The organism is Rhizobium sp. Root274 (assembly GCF_001429245.1).
Taxonomy (GTDB): Bacteria; Pseudomonadota; Alphaproteobacteria; order Rhizobiales; family Rhizobiaceae; genus Allorhizobium.
On sequence record NZ_LMJE01000007.1, the window covers coordinates 445227 to 468586 of the forward strand.

Annotated in this window: 27 protein-coding genes; 17 read left to right on the forward strand and 10 right to left on the reverse strand. The window is 62.1% G+C overall.

Annotated elements, in window-relative coordinates:
- Window positions 1-13 precede the first annotated feature (13 nt).
- The 4 genes from ASE36_RS11085 to ASE36_RS11100 form a co-directional block, all read right to left on the reverse strand.
- On the reverse strand, window positions 14-370 hold the full coding sequence (locus ASE36_RS11085; protein ID WP_062279258.1) for a tRNA-binding protein: 357 nt from the start codon (window positions 368-370) through the stop codon (window positions 14-16).
- Window positions 367-1185: a pyrroline-5-carboxylate reductase gene (gene proC / locus ASE36_RS11090; protein ID WP_062279261.1), complete on the reverse strand. Its 819-nt coding sequence runs from the start codon at window positions 1183-1185 to the stop codon at window positions 367-369. Before proC ends, ASE36_RS11085 begins: the two co-directional genes overlap by 4 nt.
- Before the next feature lie 2 nt (window positions 1186-1187).
- Window positions 1188-1688 (reverse strand): YbjN domain-containing protein, encoded by a 501-nt coding sequence (locus tag ASE36_RS11095; protein ID WP_062279263.1) that lies wholly within the window; start codon window positions 1686-1688, stop codon window positions 1188-1190.
- 456 nt (window positions 1689-2144) lie between these two features.
- Window positions 2145-2405, reverse strand: coding sequence for an accessory factor UbiK family protein (locus ASE36_RS11100; protein WP_062279265.1), 261 nt, complete (start codon window positions 2403-2405; stop codon window positions 2145-2147).
- Between the two features lie 192 nt (window positions 2406-2597).
- On the opposite strand from ASE36_RS11100, the gene lgt reads away from it, so the two are divergent.
- The 7 genes from lgt (at window position 2598) to ASE36_RS11135 (ending at window position 9620) form a co-directional block, all read left to right on the forward strand.
- Entirely contained in the window at window positions 2598-3452 is an 855-nt protein-coding gene (gene lgt / locus ASE36_RS11105) for a prolipoprotein diacylglyceryl transferase (protein WP_062279267.1), read from the forward strand.
- 3 nt (window positions 3453-3455) lie between these two features.
- Complete coding sequence (locus ASE36_RS11110) at window positions 3456-4556, forward strand: class I SAM-dependent methyltransferase (RefSeq protein WP_062279269.1); 1101 nt, start codon at window positions 3456-3458, stop codon at window positions 4554-4556.
- Between the two features lie 129 nt (window positions 4557-4685).
- Complete coding sequence (pgeF, locus tag ASE36_RS11115; protein ID WP_062279271.1) at window positions 4686-5480, forward strand: peptidoglycan editing factor PgeF; 795 nt, start codon at window positions 4686-4688, stop codon at window positions 5478-5480.
- 1 nt (window position 5481) lies between these two features.
- Window positions 5482-6633, forward strand: a complete 1152-nt coding sequence (locus tag ASE36_RS11120) for a M24 family metallopeptidase (RefSeq protein ID WP_062279273.1) — start codon at window positions 5482-5484, stop codon at window positions 6631-6633.
- Between the two features lie 142 nt (window positions 6634-6775).
- On the forward strand, window positions 6776-7531 hold the full coding sequence (locus ASE36_RS11125; protein ID WP_062279275.1) for a hypothetical protein: 756 nt from the start codon (window positions 6776-6778) through the stop codon (window positions 7529-7531).
- Window positions 7532-7680: 149 nt separating this feature from the next.
- Window positions 7681-8613, forward strand: a complete 933-nt coding sequence (locus tag ASE36_RS11130) for a ribose-phosphate pyrophosphokinase (RefSeq protein ID WP_062281245.1) — start codon at window positions 7681-7683, stop codon at window positions 8611-8613.
- A gap of 152 nt (window positions 8614-8765) precedes the next feature.
- Window positions 8766-9620 carry a hypothetical protein gene (locus ASE36_RS11135; RefSeq protein WP_062281248.1) on the forward strand — a complete coding sequence of 285 codons (855 nt, stop codon included), beginning with the start codon at window positions 8766-8768 and terminating at the stop codon, window positions 9618-9620.
- A gap of 10 nt (window positions 9621-9630) precedes the next feature.
- Here the strand turns inward: ASE36_RS11135 and ASE36_RS11140 are convergent, their stop codons facing one another.
- The 3 genes from ASE36_RS11140 to ASE36_RS11150 form a co-directional block, all read right to left on the reverse strand.
- Window positions 9631-10011, reverse strand: a complete 381-nt coding sequence (locus ASE36_RS11140) for a DUF779 domain-containing protein (protein WP_062279277.1) — start codon at window positions 10009-10011, stop codon at window positions 9631-9633.
- A gap of 158 nt (window positions 10012-10169) precedes the next feature.
- Complete coding sequence (gene adh, locus ASE36_RS11145; RefSeq protein ID WP_062279279.1) at window positions 10170-11684, reverse strand: aldehyde dehydrogenase; 1515 nt, start codon at window positions 11682-11684, stop codon at window positions 10170-10172.
- A gap of 140 nt (window positions 11685-11824) precedes the next feature.
- Window positions 11825-12781 carry a helix-turn-helix domain-containing protein gene (locus tag ASE36_RS11150; RefSeq protein ID WP_062279282.1) on the reverse strand — a complete coding sequence of 319 codons (957 nt, stop codon included), beginning with the start codon at window positions 12779-12781 and terminating at the stop codon, window positions 11825-11827.
- 303 nt (window positions 12782-13084) lie between these two features.
- Between ASE36_RS11150 and ASE36_RS11155 the strand changes: the two genes are divergently transcribed.
- From ASE36_RS11155 to pth, 4 genes are all read left to right on the forward strand, one after another.
- The gene (locus ASE36_RS11155) at window positions 13085-13678 is read left to right on the forward strand and encodes a 50S ribosomal protein L25/general stress protein Ctc (protein ID WP_062279284.1); all 594 of its coding nucleotides are present in this window, start codon (window positions 13085-13087) and stop codon (window positions 13676-13678) included.
- Window positions 13679-13882: 204 nt separating this feature from the next.
- The gene (locus ASE36_RS11160; protein ID WP_062279286.1) at window positions 13883-16261 is read left to right on the forward strand and encodes an EAL domain-containing protein; all 2379 of its coding nucleotides are present in this window, start codon (window positions 13883-13885) and stop codon (window positions 16259-16261) included.
- A 24-nt stretch (window positions 16262-16285) separates the two neighbouring features.
- The gene (locus ASE36_RS11165) at window positions 16286-17026 is read left to right on the forward strand and encodes a substrate-binding periplasmic protein (protein ID WP_062279289.1); all 741 of its coding nucleotides are present in this window, start codon (window positions 16286-16288) and stop codon (window positions 17024-17026) included.
- A gap of 53 nt (window positions 17027-17079) precedes the next feature.
- The gene (gene pth, locus ASE36_RS11170) at window positions 17080-17811 is read left to right on the forward strand and encodes an aminoacyl-tRNA hydrolase (protein ID WP_062279292.1); all 732 of its coding nucleotides are present in this window, start codon (window positions 17080-17082) and stop codon (window positions 17809-17811) included.
- A gap of 33 nt (window positions 17812-17844) precedes the next feature.
- Here pth and ASE36_RS11175 read toward each other — a convergent pair whose 3' ends face one another.
- The gene (locus ASE36_RS11175; protein ID WP_062279294.1) at window positions 17845-18435 is read right to left on the reverse strand and encodes a TetR/AcrR family transcriptional regulator; all 591 of its coding nucleotides are present in this window, start codon (window positions 18433-18435) and stop codon (window positions 17845-17847) included.
- 167 nt (window positions 18436-18602) lie between these two features.
- Between ASE36_RS11175 and ASE36_RS11180 the strand changes: the two genes are divergently transcribed.
- Window positions 18603-19007 carry a RidA family protein gene (locus tag ASE36_RS11180; protein WP_062279296.1) on the forward strand — a complete coding sequence of 135 codons (405 nt, stop codon included), beginning with the start codon at window positions 18603-18605 and terminating at the stop codon, window positions 19005-19007.
- Between the two features lie 12 nt (window positions 19008-19019).
- Here the strand turns inward: ASE36_RS11180 and ASE36_RS11185 are convergent, their stop codons facing one another.
- Together ASE36_RS11185 and clpS are read right to left on the reverse strand one after the other, a co-directional pair.
- Window positions 19020-19427, reverse strand: coding sequence for a hypothetical protein (locus ASE36_RS11185; RefSeq protein ID WP_062279298.1), 408 nt, complete (start codon window positions 19425-19427; stop codon window positions 19020-19022).
- A 3-nt stretch (window positions 19428-19430) separates the two neighbouring features.
- On the reverse strand, window positions 19431-19739 hold the full coding sequence (gene clpS / locus ASE36_RS11190; RefSeq protein ID WP_062279300.1) for an ATP-dependent Clp protease adapter ClpS: 309 nt from the start codon (window positions 19737-19739) through the stop codon (window positions 19431-19433).
- Between the two features lie 114 nt (window positions 19740-19853).
- Between clpS and ychF the strand changes: the two genes are divergently transcribed.
- The 5 genes from ychF (at window position 19854) to ASE36_RS11215 (ending at window position 23334) form a co-directional block, all read left to right on the forward strand.
- On the forward strand, window positions 19854-20957 hold the full coding sequence (gene ychF, locus ASE36_RS11195; protein WP_062279302.1) for a redox-regulated ATPase YchF: 1104 nt from the start codon (window positions 19854-19856) through the stop codon (window positions 20955-20957).
- Between the two features lie 111 nt (window positions 20958-21068).
- A complete protein-coding gene (locus tag ASE36_RS11200; protein WP_062279304.1) occupies window positions 21069-21542 on the forward strand; it encodes a MaoC family dehydratase in 474 nt (157 codons plus the stop codon).
- Window positions 21539-22027: a MaoC family dehydratase gene (locus tag ASE36_RS11205; protein WP_062279306.1), complete on the forward strand. Its 489-nt coding sequence runs from the start codon at window positions 21539-21541 to the stop codon at window positions 22025-22027. The genes ASE36_RS11200 and ASE36_RS11205 overlap by 4 nt, the downstream gene beginning before the upstream one ends.
- Entirely contained in the window at window positions 22024-22500 is a 477-nt protein-coding gene (locus ASE36_RS11210; RefSeq protein WP_062279308.1) for a glutathione peroxidase, read from the forward strand. The genes ASE36_RS11205 and ASE36_RS11210 overlap by 4 nt, the downstream gene beginning before the upstream one ends.
- 6 nt (window positions 22501-22506) lie before the next feature.
- Complete coding sequence (locus ASE36_RS11215) at window positions 22507-23334, forward strand: AraC family transcriptional regulator (RefSeq protein WP_062279311.1); 828 nt, start codon at window positions 22507-22509, stop codon at window positions 23332-23334.
- Window positions 23335-23360 lie beyond the last annotated feature (26 nt).

Sequence of the window (23360 nt, forward strand, 5' to 3'; positions counted from 1 at the left end):
ACGCCTCAGGTCCTCACATCAGTTTGTGCCCGTTCGGCACGGCCTGCTCGACAGCCGCCAGCACGATGGCACCATTTGCATCCTCGAAACCGAGGGTCAGCACTTCGGAGCGAAACGGCCCGATCTGGCGCGGTGGGAAGTTGACCACGCCGAGCACCTGCCGTCCGAGCAGGGTTTCAGGCGTGTAGTGCACGGTAATCTGCGCGGAAGACTTCTTGATGCCGATCTCGGCGCCGAAATCGATCTTCAGCTTGAAAGCCGGCTTGCGTGCTTCCGGAAAGCCCTCGACCTCAACGATGGTGCCGACGCGAATATCGACCTTCTCGAAATCGGCGAAGCTGATTTCCGGCCTCTTGGCGTCGTCGCTCATTGCGCCAATTCCTCGGCACGTTTGCGCGCCGCCTCGATCGCGACGTCGAACAGCGGCTGCATGCCGTCGTCAGCCATCAGCACCGACAGGGCGGCTGCCGTCGTGCCGCCCGGCGAAGTGACATTCTGCCGAAGCTTGGACGCAGGGTCGGGGGACTGGTGCATCAATTCACCAGCCCCCGCGACCGTTTCCCGAGCGAGACGCATGGCGAGGTCCGCCGGCAGGCCGGCTTTGCGGCCCGCCTCTGCCATGCACTCGACGAGATAAAACACATAGGCCGGACCGCTGCCCGAAAGCGCGGTCACGACATTGATGGCCGCTTCGCTGTCGACCCATTCGACCGGACCGGACACTTTCAGAAGACGATGGATGACGTCGCGCTTGGCCTCCGTCACGGCCTCATTGGCATAGGCGCCGGTGACGCCGCGCCCAATCATCGCCGGGGTATTCGGCATGGCTCGCACCACCCCGACCGATCCGAGATGCGCTTCGATGGAAGCGATCGTCTTCCCGGCGGCCACGGACACCACGGTGGTCTGTGGCCCGACCAGCCCCTTGAGGCCCGGCAGGACCGCATCCATCACCTGCGGCTTCACGGCGAGAAAAAGGATATCGGCGACCAGTCCTTCGGGCGGAGCGACAGAGTGGCGCGCGCCGGCCTCAGCAATCTGCACCTTCATCGCATCGGAGGGGCCGGGATCAAGAACGGTGACGGCAGAGCCCGGAACGCCATTCTTCAACCAGCCCGACAGCATGGCGCCGCCCATATTGCCGGCACCAATGAGGACGATTTGCCCGAAGACGGACTGGTTCATGCTCAGGCTTCTCCGACGGTCTCGAACAGGACGGCATCCATGGCGCTCTTGGCGTCGAGGCCGGACCAGACGACGAACTGGAAAGCCTGGTAATAGGCCTCGCAGGCGTCGACGGCGGAAGAAAGCAGAACCTCGACCTGGCGGTTGGTCGGCTCGGCGCCACCGGCCAGCAACAGCGACTGGCGGAAGATCACCACGTCCTCGTTGCGCCACAGGTCGAAGTGACCCATCAGCACCTGGCCGTTGACGTAGGAAAGCAGCTTGATGACCTCGTTGAGCCTGTTCTCGGGGATCTTCAGGTCGAAAGCGGATGCGAGATGCAGGGCCTCGAATTCTTCCATCCAGGAGAAGGAGACGTGGTAATCGGCCCAGCGCCCTTCGACGGTCATTGCGATCTCGTCTTCGCCGGATCGTTCGAACGACCAGTCATTGGTCGCAGCGACAAACTCGATCATGTCGACCGGGTTTGACTGGCGTTCGACTTCGATTTCCATGAGGCTCATGCTTCACCTTCTTGACCGGAGTGAAAACGGGCAACCGGCAAAACGCCGGAGCACTCGAACACTAAGACCGGAACTAAACTGAAAACGATTCCGAAGGACCCCAGGATAAAACACGCACCCTGTCCGAAACTTGTGTAGGCCCGTTTCGAATCATCATTTAAAATCAGTGTATAATCGCCTGATGCCAGCACCAGCCCCAAAGCACCGATTTGGCCATCGACCCTGTGGATGGCGGTTCGGGAATCGCCTTTGCATCAGGTCATAAGCGACTCTGCCGATTGGCTTTTTCGCACCTGTCCACAAGGCGCAACTTTTTTCAGCCCGCGACCTGACAATCGTGACGTCAAGCCGCTGAAAACGCAAAAAGACCCATAGTCACAACTATGGGTCCCGCAAATTGCACATGAAATGTAAAAGCCGACACTTTTGTTGTCGGAAGACGGTCGGAGGGCTGACCTATTTCGCCTGAGCGGAAAGCTGCGCTTCGAGGATTTCGATCCGCTTCTGCAGAAGCTCGTTTTCCTCACGCGCCTTCAGCGCCATTTCCCGCAAAACATCAAATTCCTCGCGCTTGACCAGATCCATGCTGTTCAGCCAGCGCTCGGCCTGGGCGTGGAAGGCCGTTTCGACTTCCTTGCGCACACCCTGGGCAGCCCCTGCGGCATCCGTCATCAGCTTGGCGAAATCATCGAAAAGGCGATTGGGTCCTGTCGACATGAAACTCTCCTCTTGAGCAGGATGCGGGACCTCGTTTTGTCCCCTTGAAGATCAGGTAGGACCAGAAGCCTGGGCGTGCAAGACGCAGTGTGAACATAAAGGTGGTTGAAGGTGCGACCTTGCGTCCAGATTCCATCTTGACCACCCCATGTCACAACGCCATTTTCGCCCTGCATCAACGAAAGCTATCCATTGTTGTCAGTCCTGGACCTTTTCGCCGTCGTATCCTTCCCCGCGATCGATCCGATCGCCTTCTCGATCGGTCCCCTGGCGGTCCATTGGTATGGGCTGGCCTATGTCGCCGGCATCCTGATCGGCTGGCTCGTCGCGCGCGACCTGCTCCGCCGTCCCTCGCTCTGGCGGAACGGAAACCCACCGGCGACGGTCGAGCAGATCGACGACTTCATCCTCTGGGTCGCCATCGGCATCGTGGCCGGTGGGCGCATCGGCTACATCCTGTTCTACGACTTCGCGGCCGTCGCCGCCAATCCGGTCCGCGCCATCGAAGTGTGGAACGGTGGCATGTCCTTCCATGGCGGCTTTCTCGGTGCCACGCTCGCCATGGTTTTCTTCGCGCGCAAGCATCTGGTCCCGCTCTGGAGCCTGTTTGATATCGTCGCGAGCGTTGCCCCGCTCGGCATCTTCTTCGGCCGCATTGCCAACTTCATCAATGGCGAACTCTGGGGTCGCCCGAGCGACGTGCCATGGGCCATGGCTTTCCCGACCGGAGGGCCCTTCCCGCGTCATCCGAGCCAGCTTTACGAAGCAGCCCTCGAAGGGCTCCTGCTCTTCCTCCTGCTGCAACTGCTTGCGCGCGCCTTTGGTGCACTGCGTCAGCCCGGGCGCATCACAGGCGTCTTTGTCATCCTCTATGCCGCAGCCCGCATCTTCGTCGAGTTCTTTCGCGAGCCTGATGCCCAGATCGGCTATCTCTTCGGCGGCTGGCTGACAATGGGCATGGTCCTGTCCCTGCCCATGGCCCTGGTTGGCCTGTGGATCCTGGCATGGTCCGGCCGAGCGACCCGCGCGCCGGTCAAGGAGGGCTGAGCGATGTCGACACCACTTGCCGAAAAGATCAAGGCGCTGATATCGGCCAACGGCCCGATCAGCGTCACCGACTACTTTGCCCTCTGCCTGGCAGATCCCGAACACGGCTATTACCGCACCCGCCATCCCTTCGGCCGCGCCGGCGATTTCGTCACGGCACCGGAGGTCAGCCAGCTCTTCGGCGAAATGCTCGGCATCTTCATGATCAATGCCTGGCAGCGCCATGGCGAGCCGCTCGACGTGCGCCTGGTCGAAATCGGCCCCGGCCGCGGCACGATGATGGCCGACATGCTGCGCGTCATCTCTCGCGCCGCCCCCGGTCTCTACGAGACCGCGACCGTGCATCTGGTCGAAACCAGCGCACTCCTCAAACTCACCCAGATGGAGACGCTTTCGAGCCACGGCGACAAGGTCTCCTGGCACGAGAGCTTCGACGGCGTGCCGGAAGGCTTCACTTTGCTCGCCGCAAACGAGCTCTTCGACGCCATCCCCATCCGCCAGTTCGTCAATACGCCCTCCGGCTTTCGCGAACGCATGGTCGGGCTGGACGATCAAGGCGAGCTCTGCTTCACCCTCGGCGTCGCCACGCTCGACCCCGATCTTCTGCCGCAGACGACGACACCGCCGCGGGACGGCGACATCTTTGAAGTCGCCCCTGCCCGCCAGTCGGTGATGCTGACGATCTGCGAGCGCCTGCGCCAAAGCCACGGCACGGCGCTGATCATCGACTACGGCCACATGGTCAGCGGCTTCGGTGACACGCTGCAGGCGGTACGCGCCCACGAATATGATCCGCCGCTCGCTCATCCGGGCCTCGCCGATCTCACCAGCCATGTCGACTTCGAAAACCTCGCCCGCACCTCGCTGGCAGCCGGCGTGCATCTGAACGGCTGCATGCATCTGGGCGATTTCCTGGTGGGCCTGGGCATCGAGGAACGGGCCTCCGTTCTCGGACGTGGCAAGGACGAAGCGACACAGAAAATCCTGGTCGACGCTGTCCACAGGCTGGCCGGCGCCGGCAAGGGTTATATGGGCGAACTGTTCAAGGTCATGGCCGTTTCCATGCCGGCACTTCACCTCGCCCCCTTCAAGGTCAAGCATTGACACGGGCGCCCGCCACCGCCACCATCCCCCGACCCCGCCGGCTCGCTTTTAGTGAAAGCCGAACGAAATCAGGCATTTCGTGAGCAATCTTCACGAACCTCCGATTTGCCGAGCGCCGGAGACCGGACAATGACCACCGCCGAACAACCGCGCCCGATCACTGCAGCCAATCTCGATGAAGCAAGCAGCGCCGGCATCCGCCACGGCTTCTTCACCCGCGACGGCGGCGTCTCTGACGGCATTTATCGCGGCCTCAATGTCGGCCTCGGATCGAATGACGAACCGGGCCGCGTCCAGGAAAACCGCCGCCGCGTGGCCGCCTGGTTCGACCTCGGTCCGGAGCGGCTTGCGACCACCCACCAGATCCATTCACCGGACGTGGTGGTGGTCTCGTCCAACTATGACGGCAGCCGGCCCCAGGCCGACGCCCAGGTCACGTCCGCGCCCGGCGTCATCCTTGGCGTGCTCACCGCCGACTGCGGGCCGATCCTCTTCGCCGACCCCGAAAACCGCGTGATCGGTGCCGCTCATGCCGGCTGGAAAGGCGCGCTCGGCGGCGTCCTCGAAAACACCATCGACGCGATGATCGCGCTTGGCGCCCGCCGGGACAAGATCCGCGCCACGCTCGGCCCCTCGATCAGCGCTGCCAATTACGAAGTGGGACCGGAATTCGTCGACCGTTTCCTCGCCGAGGATACCGATTTTGCCACCTTCTTCACCCCGAGCAGAAAAGCCGGACATTCCATGTTCGACCTGCCCGGCTTGACCCTGATGCGGCTGACGCGCGCCGGTGTCACCGCCGACAATCTCGGGCTCTGCACCTATGCGTCGCCTGAAACGTTCTACTCCTATCGCCGAACCACCCATGCCGGGGAACCGGACTACGGGCGACAGATTTCGGCGATCATGATGACGGAGGACTGATATGGCTTTGCATTTTACCGAGAGCGAATTCGCCGCGCGCCGCGAGCGCCTGATCGCCCGCATGGCAGCTGACAAGCTCGATGCCCTTCTGCTGTTTGCCCAGGAGAGCATGTACTGGCTGACCGGCTACGACAGTTTCGGCTACTGCTTCTTCCAGACCCTCGTGGTCAAGGCAGATGGCAGCATGACCCTGCTGACCCGCTCGCCTGACCTGCGCCAAGCCAAACACACCTCCACGATCGAGAACATCGTGGTCTGGGTCGACCGCATGAATGCCGATCCTACGGCCGATCTGCGCAATCTTCTGAGCGACCTCGACCTCCTCGGCGCCCGCATCGGGATCGAATACGATACCCACGGCATGACCGGCCGTGTAGCCCGTCAGATCGACAACCAGCTGACGAACTTCGCCCAGATCAGCGATGCATCCTATCTCGTCAGTGACCTGCGGCTGGTGAAAAGCCCGGCCGAGATCGAGCGTGTGGTCGAAGCTGCACGCCTGGCCGACGAAGCCCTGGACGCAGCTCTGCCACTCATCGGGCCAGAGGCCGACGAATCAGCCATTCTGGCGGCGCTCCAGCATACCGTGCTCGCCGGTGGCGGGGATTACTCCGCCAATGAATTCGTTATCGGCTCAGGCCACGACGCGCTGTTGTGCCGCTACAAGTCCGGCCGCCGCAAACTGTCCGCCAATGACCAGCTCACCCTGGAATGGGCTGGGGTCTCCGCTCACTACCATGCGCCGATGCTGCGCACGATCCTGATCGGCGAGGTCTCGGCCCGCCATCGCGAACTCTACGCTGCCGCCGCCGAAGGCATGAAGGCCATGGAGCAGGTCTTGCGCCCCGGCCACACATTTGGCGACCTCTTCGATGCCCATGCCCACACGATGGATGACCGCGGCCTGACACGCCACCGCTTCAACGCCTGCGGCTATTCGGTCGGCGCCCGCTTCTCGCCCTCCTGGATGGAGCATCAGATGCTCCATGCCGGCAATCCCCAGGAGATCGAGCCCAACATGACGCTCTTTGTGCACATGATCATCATGGACAGCGACAGAGAAGCCGCCATGACGCTTGGCCAAACCTACCTCACCACCGAGACCGCGCCGCGTGCGCTGTCGCGCCATCCGCTGGACCTGATTGCAGTCTGAGCGGCACTTTTCCAATCTGTTCAGGGAATTGACAGACGAAGCATGCTAGACACATAAATTGTGACAGGAGGCGAAGGGGAAGGATCTGCCCTTGAGACGTTCAAAGAGACGTTCAGCGAGTTCGACCACGCGCTCTGCCGCCATGCTCCTGCCCCTGTTGCTGCTCTCGGCCTGCAACAGCACAGAAGTGCTCACGCCCCGCGCCGATGTCGGAAACGGCGCGCAGCCGGCCGGCTATGGCGAAGCCTCGCCAGTGGCAGCAGCCGGCGTGCAATCGGTCCAGAGCGCCCCGCTCGATCAGCCTGGCAGCAGCTATTCCACCGCTCCAAGAGGCCCGCAGAACACGCTCGAAGCGCAGGCCGCCGCATTGGCACAAGGCGGCGTGAACCCGGTCGCATCACCGCCGCTGGAGAACGGCCAGTCCCAGGAATTCCCGTCAGCACCCCAGGCAGCCGCCTCGACGCGCGCTACTGCCAATCCCCAGCAACAGCAGCAACCGGCCGCCCAATCAGCCTCGACGAGCCAGCCCAGCGCCGGCACAGTCCGCTTCCTGCCGATCATCGGCGCCCCCGTTCAGGCGGTGACGCCGCTCTCGCGGCAACTCGGCGCCGAGGCCCGCGCCCGTGGCCTCACCATCAAGAGCGCCAACGACGCCACGAGCGAACATATCCTCAAGGGATACTTCTCTGCCTTCAGCGATGGCGGCAATGTCACGGTGACATATGTCTGGGACGTGCTGGACGCCAATGGTGGCCGCCTCCACCGCATCCAGGGCCAGGAGGTCGTGCCCTCGGCAGCCAAGGATCCCTGGGCCGCCGTGCCCGCCTCGGTCATGCAGCAGATCGCCACGAAGAGCATGGCAGAATACGTCGCCTGGAAAAATGGAAGGGCCGGCTGAGCGCTGCCGAACCACAACGCAAAGTCCTGCTAAACGATTCAATTTCCGATGATTAACCGAAAATAGGGGTGTTCCTGTCCAAGGCTCTTGCATTCAAGGGTGAGGACGGTAAAAAGCGCCCATCTCAGCATGGTAACAGGCGGGCCAAGATGAAGGTTTTCGCAGGTAATTCGAACCGGCAACTGGCCGAAGCGATCTGCTCCTATCTCAACGTACCACTCGGCAAGGCCAGCGTCCGCCGTTTCGCAGACCAGGAAATCTTCGTCGAAATCCAGGAAAACGTCCGCGGTGAGGACGTCTTCGTCGTTCAGTCGACGTCCTTCCCGACGAACGACCACCTGATGGAACTGCTGATCATGATCGACGCCTTCCGTCGATCCTCGGCACGCCGCATCACGGCGGTCCTTCCCTATTTCGGCTATGCCCGCCAGGACCGTAAACCCGGTCCGCGCACGCCGATCTCGGCCAAGCTTGTCGCCAACCTGATCACCGAGGCCGGTGCCGATCGCGTTCTGACGCTCGACCTGCATGCCGGCCAGATCCAGGGCTTCTTCGACATCCCGACGGACAACCTTTATGCCGTGCCGCTTCTCGCCCGCGACATCAAGGAACACTACGACCAGAACAACGTCATGGTCGTCTCGCCTGACGTCGGCGGCGTGGTGCGTGCCCGCTCGCTCGCCAAGCGTCTCGACTGTCTGCTCGCCATCGTCGACAAGCGCCGCGACCGTCCGGGCGAATCCGAGGTCATGAACGTCATCGGCGACGTCTCCGGCAAGGACTGCATCCTGATCGACGACATCGTCGATTCCGGTGGCACGCTCTGCAATGCCGCTGAAGCCCTGCTGAAGCATGGCGCCACGAGTGTGACAGCCTATATCACCCACGGCGTTCTGTCGGGTGGCGCCGTCACCCGTGTCACTTCGTCGAAGCTGCGCGAGCTTGTCATCACCGACTCGATCCAGCCGACAACGGCGGTACTCTCCGCCCACAATATTCGCGTTCTCTCCACCTCGACTTTGCTCGGCGAGGCGATCAACCGGACGAGCGCGGAAGAATCGGTATCGAGCCTGTTCGACTAAGGCTGAGACCAGCCGAGCCGTTTTAATAATGTTCCAAGAAACTTTGGAATCAGTGTGATAATGCTGTTTGCTGCCGGCGGATACTTCTTGTATCTTCCGCGCCGTGGAAGACTGCTTAAGTTTTCCAGTCCTCCAGGATGACGCATTATTTCATGTCTTTGTCGGTCGATACCTTACTTGCCAGCCCTCACCTCCACGCGGCGATCAGGGCGCAATCCGCAGCCTTGCTCGCAGTTCATGAAGAGGCGCCTCGGCTCGCCTCCGTCTTCGGCACGCAGCAGCGCTGGTTGCTGGGGCATCTCGCCATGGCCCTATATTTCAAGGAGGTAGCATCGGGGGCAAGTGTCCCGGCGATATTCCTTGCGCGCTTTTTCGAGCAGGTCCGTCAGTTCGAAATCTCCAGCGTCAACACCGCAGATGCCTTCATGAAGGAAATGCTCGTCTACGGCATGGCCGTCCAGACGAATTCCGACGACAAGCGCAATCGGCCGGTCGCCCCCTCGCCGCACACGATCGCGGGCGTTTACCGCTGGACATGGATCCACCTGCGCAGCCTGGACGCCATCGACGGCGGCAACAGGCTGAGCGCCTTCGAACGAGACGAAAGCCTGCTGGCCCGCCTCCATCCCTCCATCACCGCCCGCTTCATGGTGAGCCCGGCCATCCGCACACCACCGCAGACCTGGTCGCTCTTCACTTGGCTGAACAATGGCGGCATCGTCATGGACTGGCTGCTGGCCGGCATCGATCCTGCCGACCCCTCCGTTGAGCGGGTGCGCACGCAGGTCCGCTCGGTTCCCCAGATGGCGGAGTTCTTCCGCCTGTCCCGCACCCACCTGAACCGCAAGCTGCGCGAGGCCGAAGCCTTGGGCAGCATCGGCTGGGAGGGGGCAAGGGGTCGCTCGGTGATGTGGGTATCCCGCCAGTTCCGCGAGGAATATGCCGGATCCCAGGCCGCAAAGCTCGCCATCATCGATGAGGCTTGCGAAGAAATCGGCTTACGCTGACGCAACCCTTTCAGGAGCCCGGCAGCAGACAGGCCTCGCCGCCCGCAAACAGGCGGGAGCGGGTGAGAAATCGCCGCTCGCGACCATTGTCCAGCGAAAACATTCCGCCTCTGCCCGGCACCACATCGATGATCAGCTGCGTGTGCTTCCACACGTCATACTGACTGCCGCTGATATAAAAGGGCACACCGCCGATCTCGCCGAGCTTCACATCGGTTTCACCCACCCGGTACTCGCTCGCCGGATAACACATCGGCGACGACCCGTCGCAGCAGCCGCCCGACTGGTGGAACAGGACTTCGGGATGGTCTTTTCGGATCTCGGCGAGAAATTCGAGTGCTGCATCCGTCGCGATGACGCGTGGCTCGCCTGGAGTGGGGGTCTCGGTCACGGTAGCTCCTTCCGAGCGGATAGCAACGGTCCACCCTCCCCTTGAGGGGGAGGGTCGGCTCGCAGTGCCGGGGTGGGGTGATCGTTTGGGTAGCAGAACCATCACCCCCACCCGCAGCTTCGCTGCGACCTCCCCCCTCAAGGGGGAGGTGTGGAGCCTCAGAAAAACCCGAGTGCCTTCGGGCTGTAGCTGACCAGCATGTTCTTCGTCTGCTGGTAATGGTCGAGCATCATCTTGTGGGTCTCGCGACCGATGCCCGACTGCTTGTAGCCACCGAAAGCGGCATGCGCCGGATAGGCATGGTAGCAATTGGTCCACACGCGACCGGCCTGAATGTTGCGGCCGAAGTTGTAGCAGGTGTTGGCATCGCGGCTCCACACACCGGCGCCGAGGCCGTAAAGCGTGTCATTGGCGATCTCAAGCGCTTCCGCCTCGTTCTTGAAGGTCGTGACGGAAACAACCGGTCCGAAGATTTCCTCCTGGAAGACCCGCATCTTGTTATGCCCGCGGAACACCGTCGGCTTGACGTAGTAACCGCCGGCCAGGTCGCCTGCGAGAGTGTTGCGCTCGCCACCGATCAGCACCTCGGCGCCTTCCTGGCGACCGATATCCATATAGGACAGGATCTTTTCCAGCTGCTCTGAGGAGGCCTGCGCGCCGATCATCGTCGACATATCGAGCGGATCGCCCTGTTTGATGGCAGCGACACGCTTCAGCGCCTTTTCCATGAAGCGATCATAGATCTTCTCATGCACCAGCGCACGGCTCGGGCAGGTGCAGACCTCCCCCTGGTTGAGGGCGAACATGGCGAAACCTTCGAGCGCCTTGTCGAGATAGTCATCGTCCTCGCGCATGACGTCTTCGAAGAAGATATTCGGCGACTTGCCGCCCAGCTCCAGCGTCACCGGGATCAGGTTCTGCGACGCGTACTGCATGATCAGCCGGCCGGTCGAGGTCTCGCCGGTAAAGGCGATCTTGGCGATGCGCGGGCTCGTCGCCAGCGGCTTGCCGGCCTCGAGGCCAAACCCGTTGACGATGTTGAGCACGCCCGGCAGAAGCAGATCGGCGATAAGTTCGGCAAGCACCAGGATCGAGGCAGGCGTCTGCTCGGCGGGCTTCAGCACCACGCAATTACCAGCGGCGAGTGCCGGCGCCACCTTCCAGGCAGCCATCAGAATCGGGAAGTTCCACGGAATGATCTGGCCAACGACGCCGAGCGGCTCATGGAAGTGATAGGCGATCGTGTCGTGGTCGACTTCACCGATCGTGCCTTCCTGGGCGCGAATGCAGGCGGCGAAATAACGAAAATGGTCGATGGCAAGCGGGATGTCGGCCGCCATGGTCTCGCGCAGCGGCTTGCCATTGTCCCAGGTCTCGGCACGGGCCAGCAGTTCGAGGTTGTCCTCCATCCGCTGCGCCACCTTCATCAGGATATTCGAGCGCTCGGTGGTCGAGGTGCGGCCCCACTTGTCCTTGGCTGCATGGGCTGCGTCGAGGGCAAGGTTGATGTCCTGCTCGTCGGAACGGGCGACATCGCAAAGCTTGCCGCCGGTCACAGGCGTGGTGTTTTCGAAGTAACGGCCGTTGACCGGCTCGCGCCATTCGCCACCGATGAAGTTGCCGTATCTCAGCTTGTACGGCGATGCGGCAATCGTCTGGACTTGGATGTTCATGGCATTATCCTCCCTTTAGGACAGGAACCCCTCCTCGGGTTCCGATGGGAAGATGATCATCTGCTTCTCTTGCTGTGAGAAGCCGCCCGAAACCGTACTGCACTGCACTGTGTTTCAGGAATGCGACAGTGCCGGCAAGCCTATTGGATCTGGGAGCGCTTGAGCTTGCGATGCAAGGTCGCGCGGCTGATCCCCAGCATCTGCGCGGCGAGTGAGACATTGCCCTGCGCCCGCGACAGCACGCGGCGGATGGCCGCCCGCTCCGCATCCTCCAGATCGCCGCTCGGCTCCCCGCGCGTTTCGCGCAGCGCATCCGCCGCCGGCAAGCCTTGCGCGATCATCTGGTCATCGATCTTGAGCGCCACCCGGGCCGCCCTGGTGGCGCCCAGAATGATATCGTCGCCATCGACGGCAACCAGAGCGGCGATCGTGTTGACCTGTGGCACGACGACAATGCGCGCCCCGGCATAGGCGCTGCGGAAGAGATTGCATTCGACGCGGGCCGCAGCATCCCGAACGGCCTGCGAAAGGACAGCGAGAGTCATGTCGTTGACGTCATTGCGGCAGGTCGAAACGTCGAGCGCCGCCGTCACCCGGCCGAGATGGTCGCGAATTGGCGCCGTGGCGCAGGAGAGCCCGATATTGGCACTCATGAAATGCTGGTCGCGGTGAATGATGACGGCCCGCTCGTCGGCAAGCGCCGTACCGATCCCATTGGTGCCGGCACTCGCCTCGCTCCAGACATTCTGCTGCCAGAGACCGAGCCGGTGAAAATCAGAATCGTCGCCCGGCGCCCCACGTCGGTCCACCACGATGCCCTCGGCATCGGCAAGCACAATGCAGCAGCCCGAACGACCGATCATCTGGTACAGCCGGTCGACCTCATCGGTCGCATTACCGATCAGCCGTTCCATCTTCTGTCGAGCGTCTCGAAAGCGGGCCTCTTCGACCTGCACCGGCTTGGCACCGGCCTCCGGCTGAAGGCGGTAGAGATTGAGGCAGCGGCTCCACGAGGCGGCAACCGGCGACATCACGGCTGCAGACGCCTGCCGTGCCGTCGAATAGACCAGGTCCGAATGACTGAGTTCCTGCGGCATCGGCTCCTCCCAAAGCGCGTCGCGTTAGTATGCGCCTTCCGCACGCGCATGCAATCCATCCGAGGCTGTGGCAATTCGTACCCGTGTGAATTCGCCAGGTGCGAGTGTCGCAGATTTGCGACACGACCGATCCTCCCCCCTTTATGCCCGGCAAACCTTGCTATTGCGCATCATCTGGTCTATAGGCGCCCGATCCGCGCAGACACCCTTGGAGGCAATGCGGATGGGGCCGGCAACGGTCTCCGGTCCTGGTATAAGCTATACGCACCGCCAGGGCTCTCCAGTAACTTGAAAGGTAAAGCCATGAGCCACGCATCTTACGAGCTCAAGGCCGTAGCACGCGAACGGGTAGGTAAGGGGTCCTCCCGCGAACTTCGCCGCAACGGTTTGATTCCCGCTGTCATCTATGGTGACAAGCAGGCCCCGATTTCGATCTCGATCAACACCAACGAGATCACCAAGCGCATCCACGCCGGCGGTTTCCTGACCACCGTTGCCGTCATCGACGTCAACGGCGAAAAGATCCGCGTTCTGCCGAAGGACTACCAGCTCGATCCGGTTCGTGACTTCACGATGCACATCGACTTCCTTCGCGTCTCGGCCAACAGCCAGGTTTCGGTTCAGGTTCCGGTTCACTTCGTCAACGAAGAGAAGTCCGCCATCAAGACCGGCGCCGTTCTCAACATCGTTCGTCACGAAGTTGAACTGCACTGCCCGGCTTCCGACATCCCGGAATTCATCACGGTTGACCTCGCTGGCCTCAAGGTCGGCGACAGCGTGCACATCTCGGCTGTCAAGCTTCCGGCTGGCGTCACCCCGGTCATCGATCGCGATTTCACCATCGCCACGATCGTTGCTCCGGCCGGCGGCATGGAAGAAGAAGCTGCAGAAGCCTAATCTTCGACGCAGCGCAAAAATCGAGAGCCCACCCCTGCGAAGGGGTGGGTTTTTCATTGGTTTCTCCTGAAACCACGACAAATGTCACAGCTTTCCTTAGGTAGTTTTAAACGGTTTTATGAAACCGTGCCTGCTCAATCTTTGCGCGAGGGAGCCCGTGATGATCATGCCGCACCGTCGGAACCCGGTTGAGCCGGGACCTCGATGACCCGGTCGGTCGAGAGCCGCTTCCTTGCCATTGTCGCGACCACGATCTTCATCCTGGTCGTGCCGCTCTTCGGTCTGTTCCTGTCGCTGGCAACAGATCGGGCCACGCGCGAGTTGCAGCAGAATCTCGACGTCGTCATTGCTGCCAATGCGCAGGCGCTTGCAAAGCCCCTTTGGGATTTCGACCGCGAAAGCGTCGAACAGATCACCGCCACGATCGTCTCCAATGGCATGATCAGTCGTGTCACCGTCAAGGACCTCTCCGGCGATATCGCCGTCTCCATGCCAGCGCTACCGAGATGGCCAAAGAACGGTCTGGAGACCGTCAGCCGCGAAATCTACTACCGCGCGATGGAAGGACCGAAGCTCGTCGGCACCATCACCCTGTATTACAGCCGCATCGGCATGTTCAATTCGCTGCGCCAGGCGGAAGTGCTGCTGATCGGCATCTTCATGCTGGCCGTCATCGGCGTGGTGGGTGCCGCCATCATCGGCAACCGCGTCATGGTGATGAAGCCGCTCTTAAAGCTGACGGCCGCCATCGAAGCTACGCGCCAGCTCGGCTCGCGCCACCATGTCGACTGGCAGTCCAACGATGAAATCGGCCGCCTGGCGCGCAGCTTCAACGCCATGCAGATCAAGCTGGAACAGGAAGAAAGCGAGCTGAAGCTCGCCCATCGCCGCTCAACCGACATCTACAACACGACGCCTGCAATGCTCTTCTCGCTCGACGAGGAAGACCGCATCACCGGCGTCAGCGACTATTGGCTGGTTGCGACCGGCTACCGGCGTCACGAAATCGTCGGGCGACGCTTTATCGAGCTCGTACCGCCGGCAGCACAGGACGCCTATATCGATCGCAAGAAGACCCGCTCCATCGCCGGCGTCCTGGAAGCAACAACACAGTTCGTCTGCGCCGACGGCAGCATCATGGACGTGCTGATCGCCGAGGCCCGTCGTGACCCGGAAGGCAATACCGAGGCTCTGTCTCTGAGCGTCATGACCGATGTCACCGCACTCAAGCAGTCGGAGGAGCGCAACCACCGCCAGGCGATCACCGACCACCTGACGGGGCTGTGCAATCGCCAGGGCTTCGAAAGCGCCCTTGACCTGGAGATCCGGGCGACAGATGCAGCGGCAGAAGAACTGGCCTGCATCTTCGTCGACCTCGATCGCTTCAAGTGGATCAACGACAATCTCGGCCATCAGGCCGGTGACCAGGTGCTGCGCAACTTCGTTTCCCGCATGGGCGATCTGGTCCCGCAGGGCGCGACCGCCGCACGCCTCGGCGGCGACGAGTTCGCCATTCTCGTACGGGCACCCGATGTCGAGCCGCTTGCCCATGCGCTTGCCCGCAACCTCTGCGACATCTTCATCGACCCGATGGTGATCGACGGCACGAGCGTGCGCCTCAGCGCCAGCATCGGCATCGCCCTTTACCCGCGCCACGCCAGTAATGCCGCCGAGCTTCTGCAGAAATCCGACATGGCGATGTACAGCAAGAAGCGCGATGGCAAGAACGGCGCCCAGCTCTATGATCCGCAATTGCAGGACCACACGCGCCAGCGCGCCGAAATCGAGCACGACATCGAGGAGGGTCTGACCAATGACTGGTTCGATGCCTTCTTCCAGCCGATCGTTGAGGTCGAGAGCGGGCGTGTGGTCGGTTATGAAGCGCTGATGCGCCTCGTCCATCCGCAACGGGGCATTCTGCCCCCTGCCCCGCTAATTGCAGTGGCTGAAGAAAACGGCGCTATCACCAGGCTCGGCGGAAAGGTTCTCGAAAAGGCTTTGGCCAATCTCGCCCGCCTCAGCGAAGCAACGGGCAATCACGACCTCTATCTCGCGGTCAACTTCTCGCCGCTGCAGTTCGACCCGTCCCTGCCCGTGCGCCTCGCGGCACTGACCACGGAATACGGCATCGCGCCGAAGCGCATCGTCATCGAGATCACCGAGGCAACGCTGCTGCACGACAACCCGCAGATCCTGACCATCCTCGACGGCTTCAACCGCTTCGGTTACCGCCTCGCCCTTGACGACTTCGGCACGGGTTATTCGTCGCTCAGCTATCTCAACCGTTTCCCCGTCGATATCGTCAAGATCGACCAGTCCTTCATCCGGGCCCTCTCCGACGAGAACCCGGAACTGCGCCACAAGAGCCGCATGCTGGTCGAAGGCATCACCGCAATCTCCCACAAGATGGAATGCACGGTGGTGGCCGAGGGCATCGAGACGGACGAACAACGCCAGATCCTTGCGGATTTCGGCGTCGACTATGGCCAGGGCTATCTGTTCGCCCGGCCCCAGGCGATCACCACACTGATGGCCGACGCCTCCATGCAACCGGCCCGCAGCCGAAAGGCCTCGGCGGGCTGACAGCCACTGAAAGAGGGAACCGCAATGAAAGTGCTTACCATCATGCTTTCACTTGCGGCGGCCCCGGTTGCCGCCGCCGAAGCCGTTCATTTCACCACCGAGGACTACCCGCCCTACAATTTCCGCCAGGGCAGCGAGATCAAGGGGGCCGGCTATGAGCAGGTCCTGCTGATGATGAAGCAGATCGACGTGCCCTATTCCATCGACATGATGCCCTGGGCTCGCGCCATTGCACTGGCCGAAACCACCCCCATGCATTGCGTCTTCACCACCGCCCACATCCCGGAGCGCAATGGCCGCTTTCAATGGGTGGAACCCCTCGCTATCGGCCGAAACCTGATGGTCGGCCGAAAGGGCGGCGGCGTAAACGCCAGAAACGTCGAGGAAGCCAAGGCTTTCACCGTCGGCACCCAGCGCGACGATTACACCGAGACCCTCCTCAAGGAGCAGGGTTTTCCGAAGATCGACCTTGCCAGCGACATCAAGCTCAACCTGAAAAAGCTCGAAAGCGGCCGCATCGACCTGATGCCGCTGGACGAGCAGCATTACATCGCGCTTGAGCAGGCCGGCGAGCCGGTCGAGGTCAAGTTCGTCTTCACCGAGCAGACCTTCTCGATCGCCTGTCATCCGGACTTCCCCGAGGATCTGCGCCTTCGAATGCAGGCGGCACTCGACGCGCTGATCGCCGACGGCACCCAGGCAAAGATCCTCGCAAGCTACGGCCTCGACAAGGCAGAACTGCCGGAAGTGGCGACCAACCCTTGACATCGGCCCCGTTTCGCGGTGGGAAAACCCGAGACTGACAAACGGGACACACGATGATCATCCTGGCAGGACTCGGCAATCCCGGGTCGACCTATGCGCGCAACCGCCACAATATCGGCTTCATGGCCGTGGACGCGATCAAGCAGCGCCACGGCTTTTCGCCTTGGGCAAAGAAGTTCAAGGGTGAGATCTCCGAAGGCACGATCGCCGGCGAAAAGGTGCTGCTGATCAAGCCGCAGACCTTCATGAACCTCTCCGGCGAAAGCGTCGGCGAGGCCATGCGCTTCTACAAGCTCGGCCCCGAGGCGATCACCGCCATCTACGACGAGCTCGACCTCCTGCCCGGCAAGGCTCGCATCAAGACCGGCGGCGGCCATGGCGGCCATAACGGCATCAAGTCGCTCGATGCCCATTGCGGCCAGAACTATCGCCGCCTGCGCCTCGGCATCGGCCATCCCGGCGACAAGTCCCGCGTCCATGGCCATGTGCTCGGCGATTTCGGCAAGCTCGACGCCGAGTGGCTCGATCCGCTGCTGGAAGCGCTCGCTGACAATGCCGACATGCTGGTCAAGGGCGAAGATTCGCAGCTTCTCAACAAGCTTGCGCTGGCGACCGGCTCAAAGCCTGATGACGAAAAGCCCGCCAAGGCGCCCAAACCCGCCAAACCAGCCGCCCAGTCCCATATCCGCCAGGCGCGCGGCAATACGCAGCAGCCGAAAAAGTTGCCGGAGACGGGGCCGATGGCGGATATGCTGAAGAAGCTGTTCGGCCCAAAGGGGGATTGACGGAGGACGATTGTCCGGCGCTGAACCTCAGCCTCAAGGGCGCGCCAGCAAACCGTCCACGAGCAAACGAAACGCCTCCTGCGCCTTCGGCAGCACAGTCTCCGGTTCGTCGCTCGCAGCAATCCACATCGCCGCATTGAGCGCCGCCCCGCTGATCAGCCGCGCCGCCGCTTCCGCATCCACCGGCTTCAAAACTCCATCCGCCTGAAGCTGCTCGATCGCCTGCCGGGTCACCTGCAGACAACTGTTCTGGCTCGGCCAGCGCGAGGGGTCACCCAGCACCGCCGGCCCGTCGAGCAGCACGATCCGTTGCACCTCCGGGTCGAGGGCCATCTCGATATAGGCGGCGCCCTCGGCAAGCATGGCTGCCCACCCCTCACCTGCTGCTGTCCCAAGCGCCTTGGCCCGGCTGGCCATCTCGGTATCGATCTGCTCGACAACGGCCGCAAACAGCCCGCGCTTGTCACCGAAATTGTGATAAAGCGCCCCGCGCGTCAGCCCTACGTCTGCGGTCAGAGCATCCATGGAGGCATTCGCATAGCCCTTCTCAGCAAAGGCTTTGCGCGCAGCCACGATTAGCTTGCCGCGATTTTCCGCCATACTTTCCGACCGTGTGCGCTTCACGCCAATCTCCTGACTTCACATACATTACGTATATGAATTTGACATACGACCCGTATGCGTATAAATCTACATACGCAACGTATATGAAATCATCAGCCTGCAGCCAAGCGGCATTTCACCGACCCGATATCCGGGCGGACCGAGATCCCATGCCCGAAAGGATACCCATGACCAGACCGCAACCCGTCTTCCCCGCCGACCGCCACGCCCTCTACGAAGCGCACGGCTATTCCGCCGCCATCCGCAGCGGCGACCTCCTCTTCGTCTCCGGTCAGGTCGGCAGTCGCCCCGACGGCTCTCCCGAGCCCGACTTCGAAACCCAGGTGCGCCTCGCCTTCGCCAATCTTGAAGCGACGCTTACCGCTGCCGGCTGCACCTTCGCCGACCTCGTCGACGTCACGAGTTTCCACACCGACCCGGAAACCCAGTTCGGGACAATCATGAAGGTGAAGGCAGAGATCTTCCCCGCCCCGCCCTATTCAAACTGGACGGCCATCGGCGTCAACTGGCTTGCCGGCTTCGATTTCGAGATCAAGGTAATCGCCCGTATCCCTGAGACATCGAAAATCTGATGAGAGCCTCGCTCAGTCTTCTTTTGCCCGCGTCGATAACGCCCCCCTCAGGGTCTCTCCGGCATGTCCATCGAACCACCGGAGCATCTCGCCGACGCCAGCGTCTTCGGCTGCTCCGGGCTTGGCTCCACAAAGCTCGGCACAGGCCGCAGCCATAGAAGTCAGGACCCGAGCGGTCTCCGGAACATAGGCGAGATCGTCGGCGGCCGCGTGCCGTGTGCGGATGATGGCGTAGCGCATGGCTTCCGGATAGGTCCATGCGCTCGTCAACACGTCCTGCACACTGACAGCCTGGCCATGGACGACTGTGGTCGCGTCACGATCAGTCTCGCGATACCCTACACTCTCGACCTCCTCGCAGAAGTCGATTGCCGCAGTCATCATCTGCCGGACGAGCGCCCAGTCGGTGCGCGTGGTCATGCCTCATTCCTCCGGCTCAGCCGTAAACAACAGCGGCATCCCTGCCTCCTTGGCGAGATCCATCGCCTCCGTCACCTTCGTCTCCGCAATCTCGCGGGTGCAGACCACGACCACCGCCGAGCCAAACTTGTGCGCCGTCATCATCACGCGGTTGCCCGTCTCTTCGCTCATCCGAAACACCACTTTCAAGACGATCGTCACGAACTCGCGCGGCGTGTAGTCGTCATTGTGCAGCATGACCTTGTAGAGCCGCGGCTTCTCCACCTTCGGCTTCGTTTCGGTCTTCGGTGTAAGCACCGTATCCTTCGCCATGGTGTTCCTTCCGGATCTAGAGGCCGCTTCAAGGCCTGTAACACTTGACCATGCCCCTCCTATACCTCATAGGCGTGGGCAACGAAAATCCATCCCGAGCAGGTATATAGAGCCATGGGCTTCAAATGCGGTATCGTCGGGCTGCCGAATGTCGGCAAGTCCACACTCTTCAACGCGCTGACCAAGACGGCGGCCGCCCAGGCGGCGAACTATCCCTTCTGCACGATCGAGCCGAACACCGGTGAAGTGGCCGTTCCCGATCCGCGCATGAAGAAGCTGGCCGACATCGCCGGCTCCAAGGAAATCATCCCGACCCGCATTTCCTTCGTCGACATCGCCGGCCTCGTGCGCGGCGCCTCGAAGGGCGAAGGTCTCGGCAACAAGTTCCTGGCCAACATCCGCGAAGTCGACGCCGTCGTCCACGTTCTGCGCTGCTTCGAAGATGATGACATCACCCATGTCGAAGGCAAGATCGACCCGGTCGGTGACGCCGATACGATCGAGACCGAGCTGATGCTCGCCGACCTGGAAAGCCTCGAGCGCCGCGTCGAACAGGCCCGCAAGCGCGCCACCGGCAAGGACAAGGAAGCGGCCGCCCAGCTGCCGGTCATGGAAGCCGTCATCAAGCTGCTGAACGAAGGCAAGCCGGCCCGCGTTCTCCTGAAGACCATGGCTGCCGACGAGATCGAAGTCCTGAAGGGACTGAACCTCCTGACCTCGCATCCGGTTCTTTACGTCTGCAACGTCGCCGAAGGTGATGCCGCAACCGGCAACAAGCACACCGAAGCCGTCGCCAAGATGGCCGCCGAACAGGGCGCCGAATGCGTCATCATCTCGGCCGCCATCGAAGCCGAAGTCGCTCAGCTGCCGGAAGAGGAAGCGACCGAATTCCTCTCCGCACTCGGCCTCGACGAAGCCGGCCTCGACCGTCTGATCCGCGCCGGCTACCACCTGCTCGACCTCATCACCTATTTCACCGTGGGCCCGAAGGAATGCCGCGCCTGGACCATCGTCCGTGGCACCAAGGCACCGGCCGCAGCCGGCGTCATCCACACCGATTTCGAACGCGGCTTCATCCGCGCCTTCACCATCGGCTACGACGACTACATCGCCTTCAAGGGCGAAGTCGGCGCCAAGGAAGCCGGCAAGGGCCGCGACGAAGGCAAGGAATATGTCGTCCACGACGGCGACGTCATTCACTTCCGCTTCAACACCTGAAGCCACCCCACAAGGCGCCCCTCGCGAGGGCGCCTTTTTTCTGCGCGAATAACAAGTTCACACTTGAACATACCGGGAGACTGCGCAGACTGTCCGAAAACCGAGGACGACATGACAGCACCCGACAAGCTCCACTATGAAGACTTTAGCGAAGGCCGCCGCTTCGAGCTCGGCCCCCGCACGGTCACGGCAGACGAGATCATCGCCTTCGCCAGCGAGTTCGATCCGCAGCCCATGCACCTCTCGGAAGAAGCCGGCAAAGCCAGCATCCTCGGCGGCCTCTCCGCCTCTGGCTGGCATACGTCGAGCCTTTTCATGCGGATGATGATCGACGCTTACGTGCTCAACACCGCGTCTGAAGGTGCACCCGGCATCGAATTCATGCAGTGGCGCAAGCCTGTGCTGGCCGGCGACACGCTCTCCGGCCAGTCGGTCGTTGAGGAGGTCAGGCTCATGCGCTCCCGTCCCCATCTCGGCATCGTCACCTTCGGCCATGAAATCCACAATCAGCGCGGCGAGCTGGTCATGAAGGCGCGCAATGCCGTCATGGTCCGCCGTCGCGAGACTGCCGAGGTGCTGGCATGAAGATGTTCGACCTATATCCCGCCGGCACACGGCTCGAACTCGGCAGCGTCACCTTCAGCGCCGAAGACATCATCCGCTTTGCCGAGCAGTTCGACCCCCAGCCTTTCCATGTCGATGCGGAAGCGGCGAAGTCTTATGTCTTCGGTGCGCTTTGCGCCTCCGGCTGGCACACCTGCGCCAACTGGATGAAGAGCTTTATCGGCTTCATCGGCCGCGAAATGAAGCGCCTCAAGGCCGAGGGTCTCGAGCCTCCAAGGATCGGCCCCTCGCCCGGCTTTTCCGAGCTGCAATGGCTGAAACCCGTTTTTGCCGGCGACACTGTCACCTTCTTCATGACCCCGATCGACAGCCGGACCGTGAGCGGAAAGCGCCGCTACATGCTGAACTCAGCCCTCTCCGAAGGCGTCAACCAGCACGGCGAAACGGTACTCCGCTTCAAAAGCAACCTGATCGAATTCTTTCCCGACGAGGAGCAAGCGCCATGAGCGTCCACGATTTCACCATGACTGCCATTGACGGCACAGAGCGCAGCCTGAAGGACTATGCTGGCAAAGTGCTTCTGATCGTCAACACGGCAAGCGCCTGCGGCCTCACCCCGCAATACGAGGGCCTGGAGGCCCTCTACAAAGCCAATCCCGATCTCGTCGTCCTCGGCTTCCCCTGCAACCAGTTCGCCGGCCAGGAGCCCGGCACGGAAAAGGAAATCGCCCTCTTCTGCGAAACCCAGTTCGCCGTCACCTTTCCGCTCTTTGCAAAGATCGAAGTCAACGGTGAAGGCACCCATCCGCTCTACACCTATCTGAAGGCGCAAACACCGGGTGCCGAACAGGGAACCGAGATCGGCTGGAATTTCGCAAAATTCCTCATCGATCGCGATGGGCAGCCGATCGCCCGCTATTCGCCCCGCATGGCACCGTCGGAGCTTGCCGGCGATATCGCCAAAGCCCTGGCAAGCTGACGCGCCATGGCCGAGTTCCGCTTCCACCCGACACCTGTCAGCGGCCTGGAGGCGGTCTCAGCCACAAGCGCCCATGTCTTTCCCAAACATAGCCACGACACCTATGGCATTGGCTTTCTCTCCGCCGGTGGCCAGATCTCGGCCTCCGGTCGCGGCCAGGTGGAGGCCGAAGCCGGCCAGCTGATCACGGTCAATCCGGGCGAAGTGCATGACGGCGCACCGCTCGGCCGGATGGCCCGCAGTTGGCACATGCTCTATCTGACGCCCGCTCTCGTCTCGGCTTGCGTCTCGGACCACGTCTCGTCGACCGCAGAGCTGGAATTCGAGTTTCCGGTCTTCACAAACCCGGCCATCCGCAGCCAACTGACCGCGCTGCATACGAAGGTGAACGGCGCGGATGCAGCCGGCGAGGCAAATGCCGTTCACGAAGCGCTTATCCTCCTCCTCGGCAGAACGCTGAGCCGTCGGACGGCACCACCTCCACCCCTGCCCGCCACACTCCGCCGTGTGCGCGAACGCCTGGACGACGACCCGGCGGCCTCCGTGAACCTTGCAACCCTCGCCCGCGAAACTGGCCTCAGTCGCTTCCAGCTCATCCGCGCCTTTCACCAGCACACGGGTCTCACGCCGCATGCCTATCACATGCAGGGCCGCGCAAACCTGAGCCGTCGCCTGCTCAGGCACGGGCTCCCGCCTGCCGAGGTCGCGGCTGCCTGCGGTTATGTTGACCAGAGCCATATGCACCGCGAATTCCGCCGTCGCTTCGGCATCACCCCCGGCGCCTATCGCAACGCCTGGCTAAGCCGCAATCCTGTACAAGACCACCCTCCCTGATACCTGCATCTTCGCTCCCGCCAACG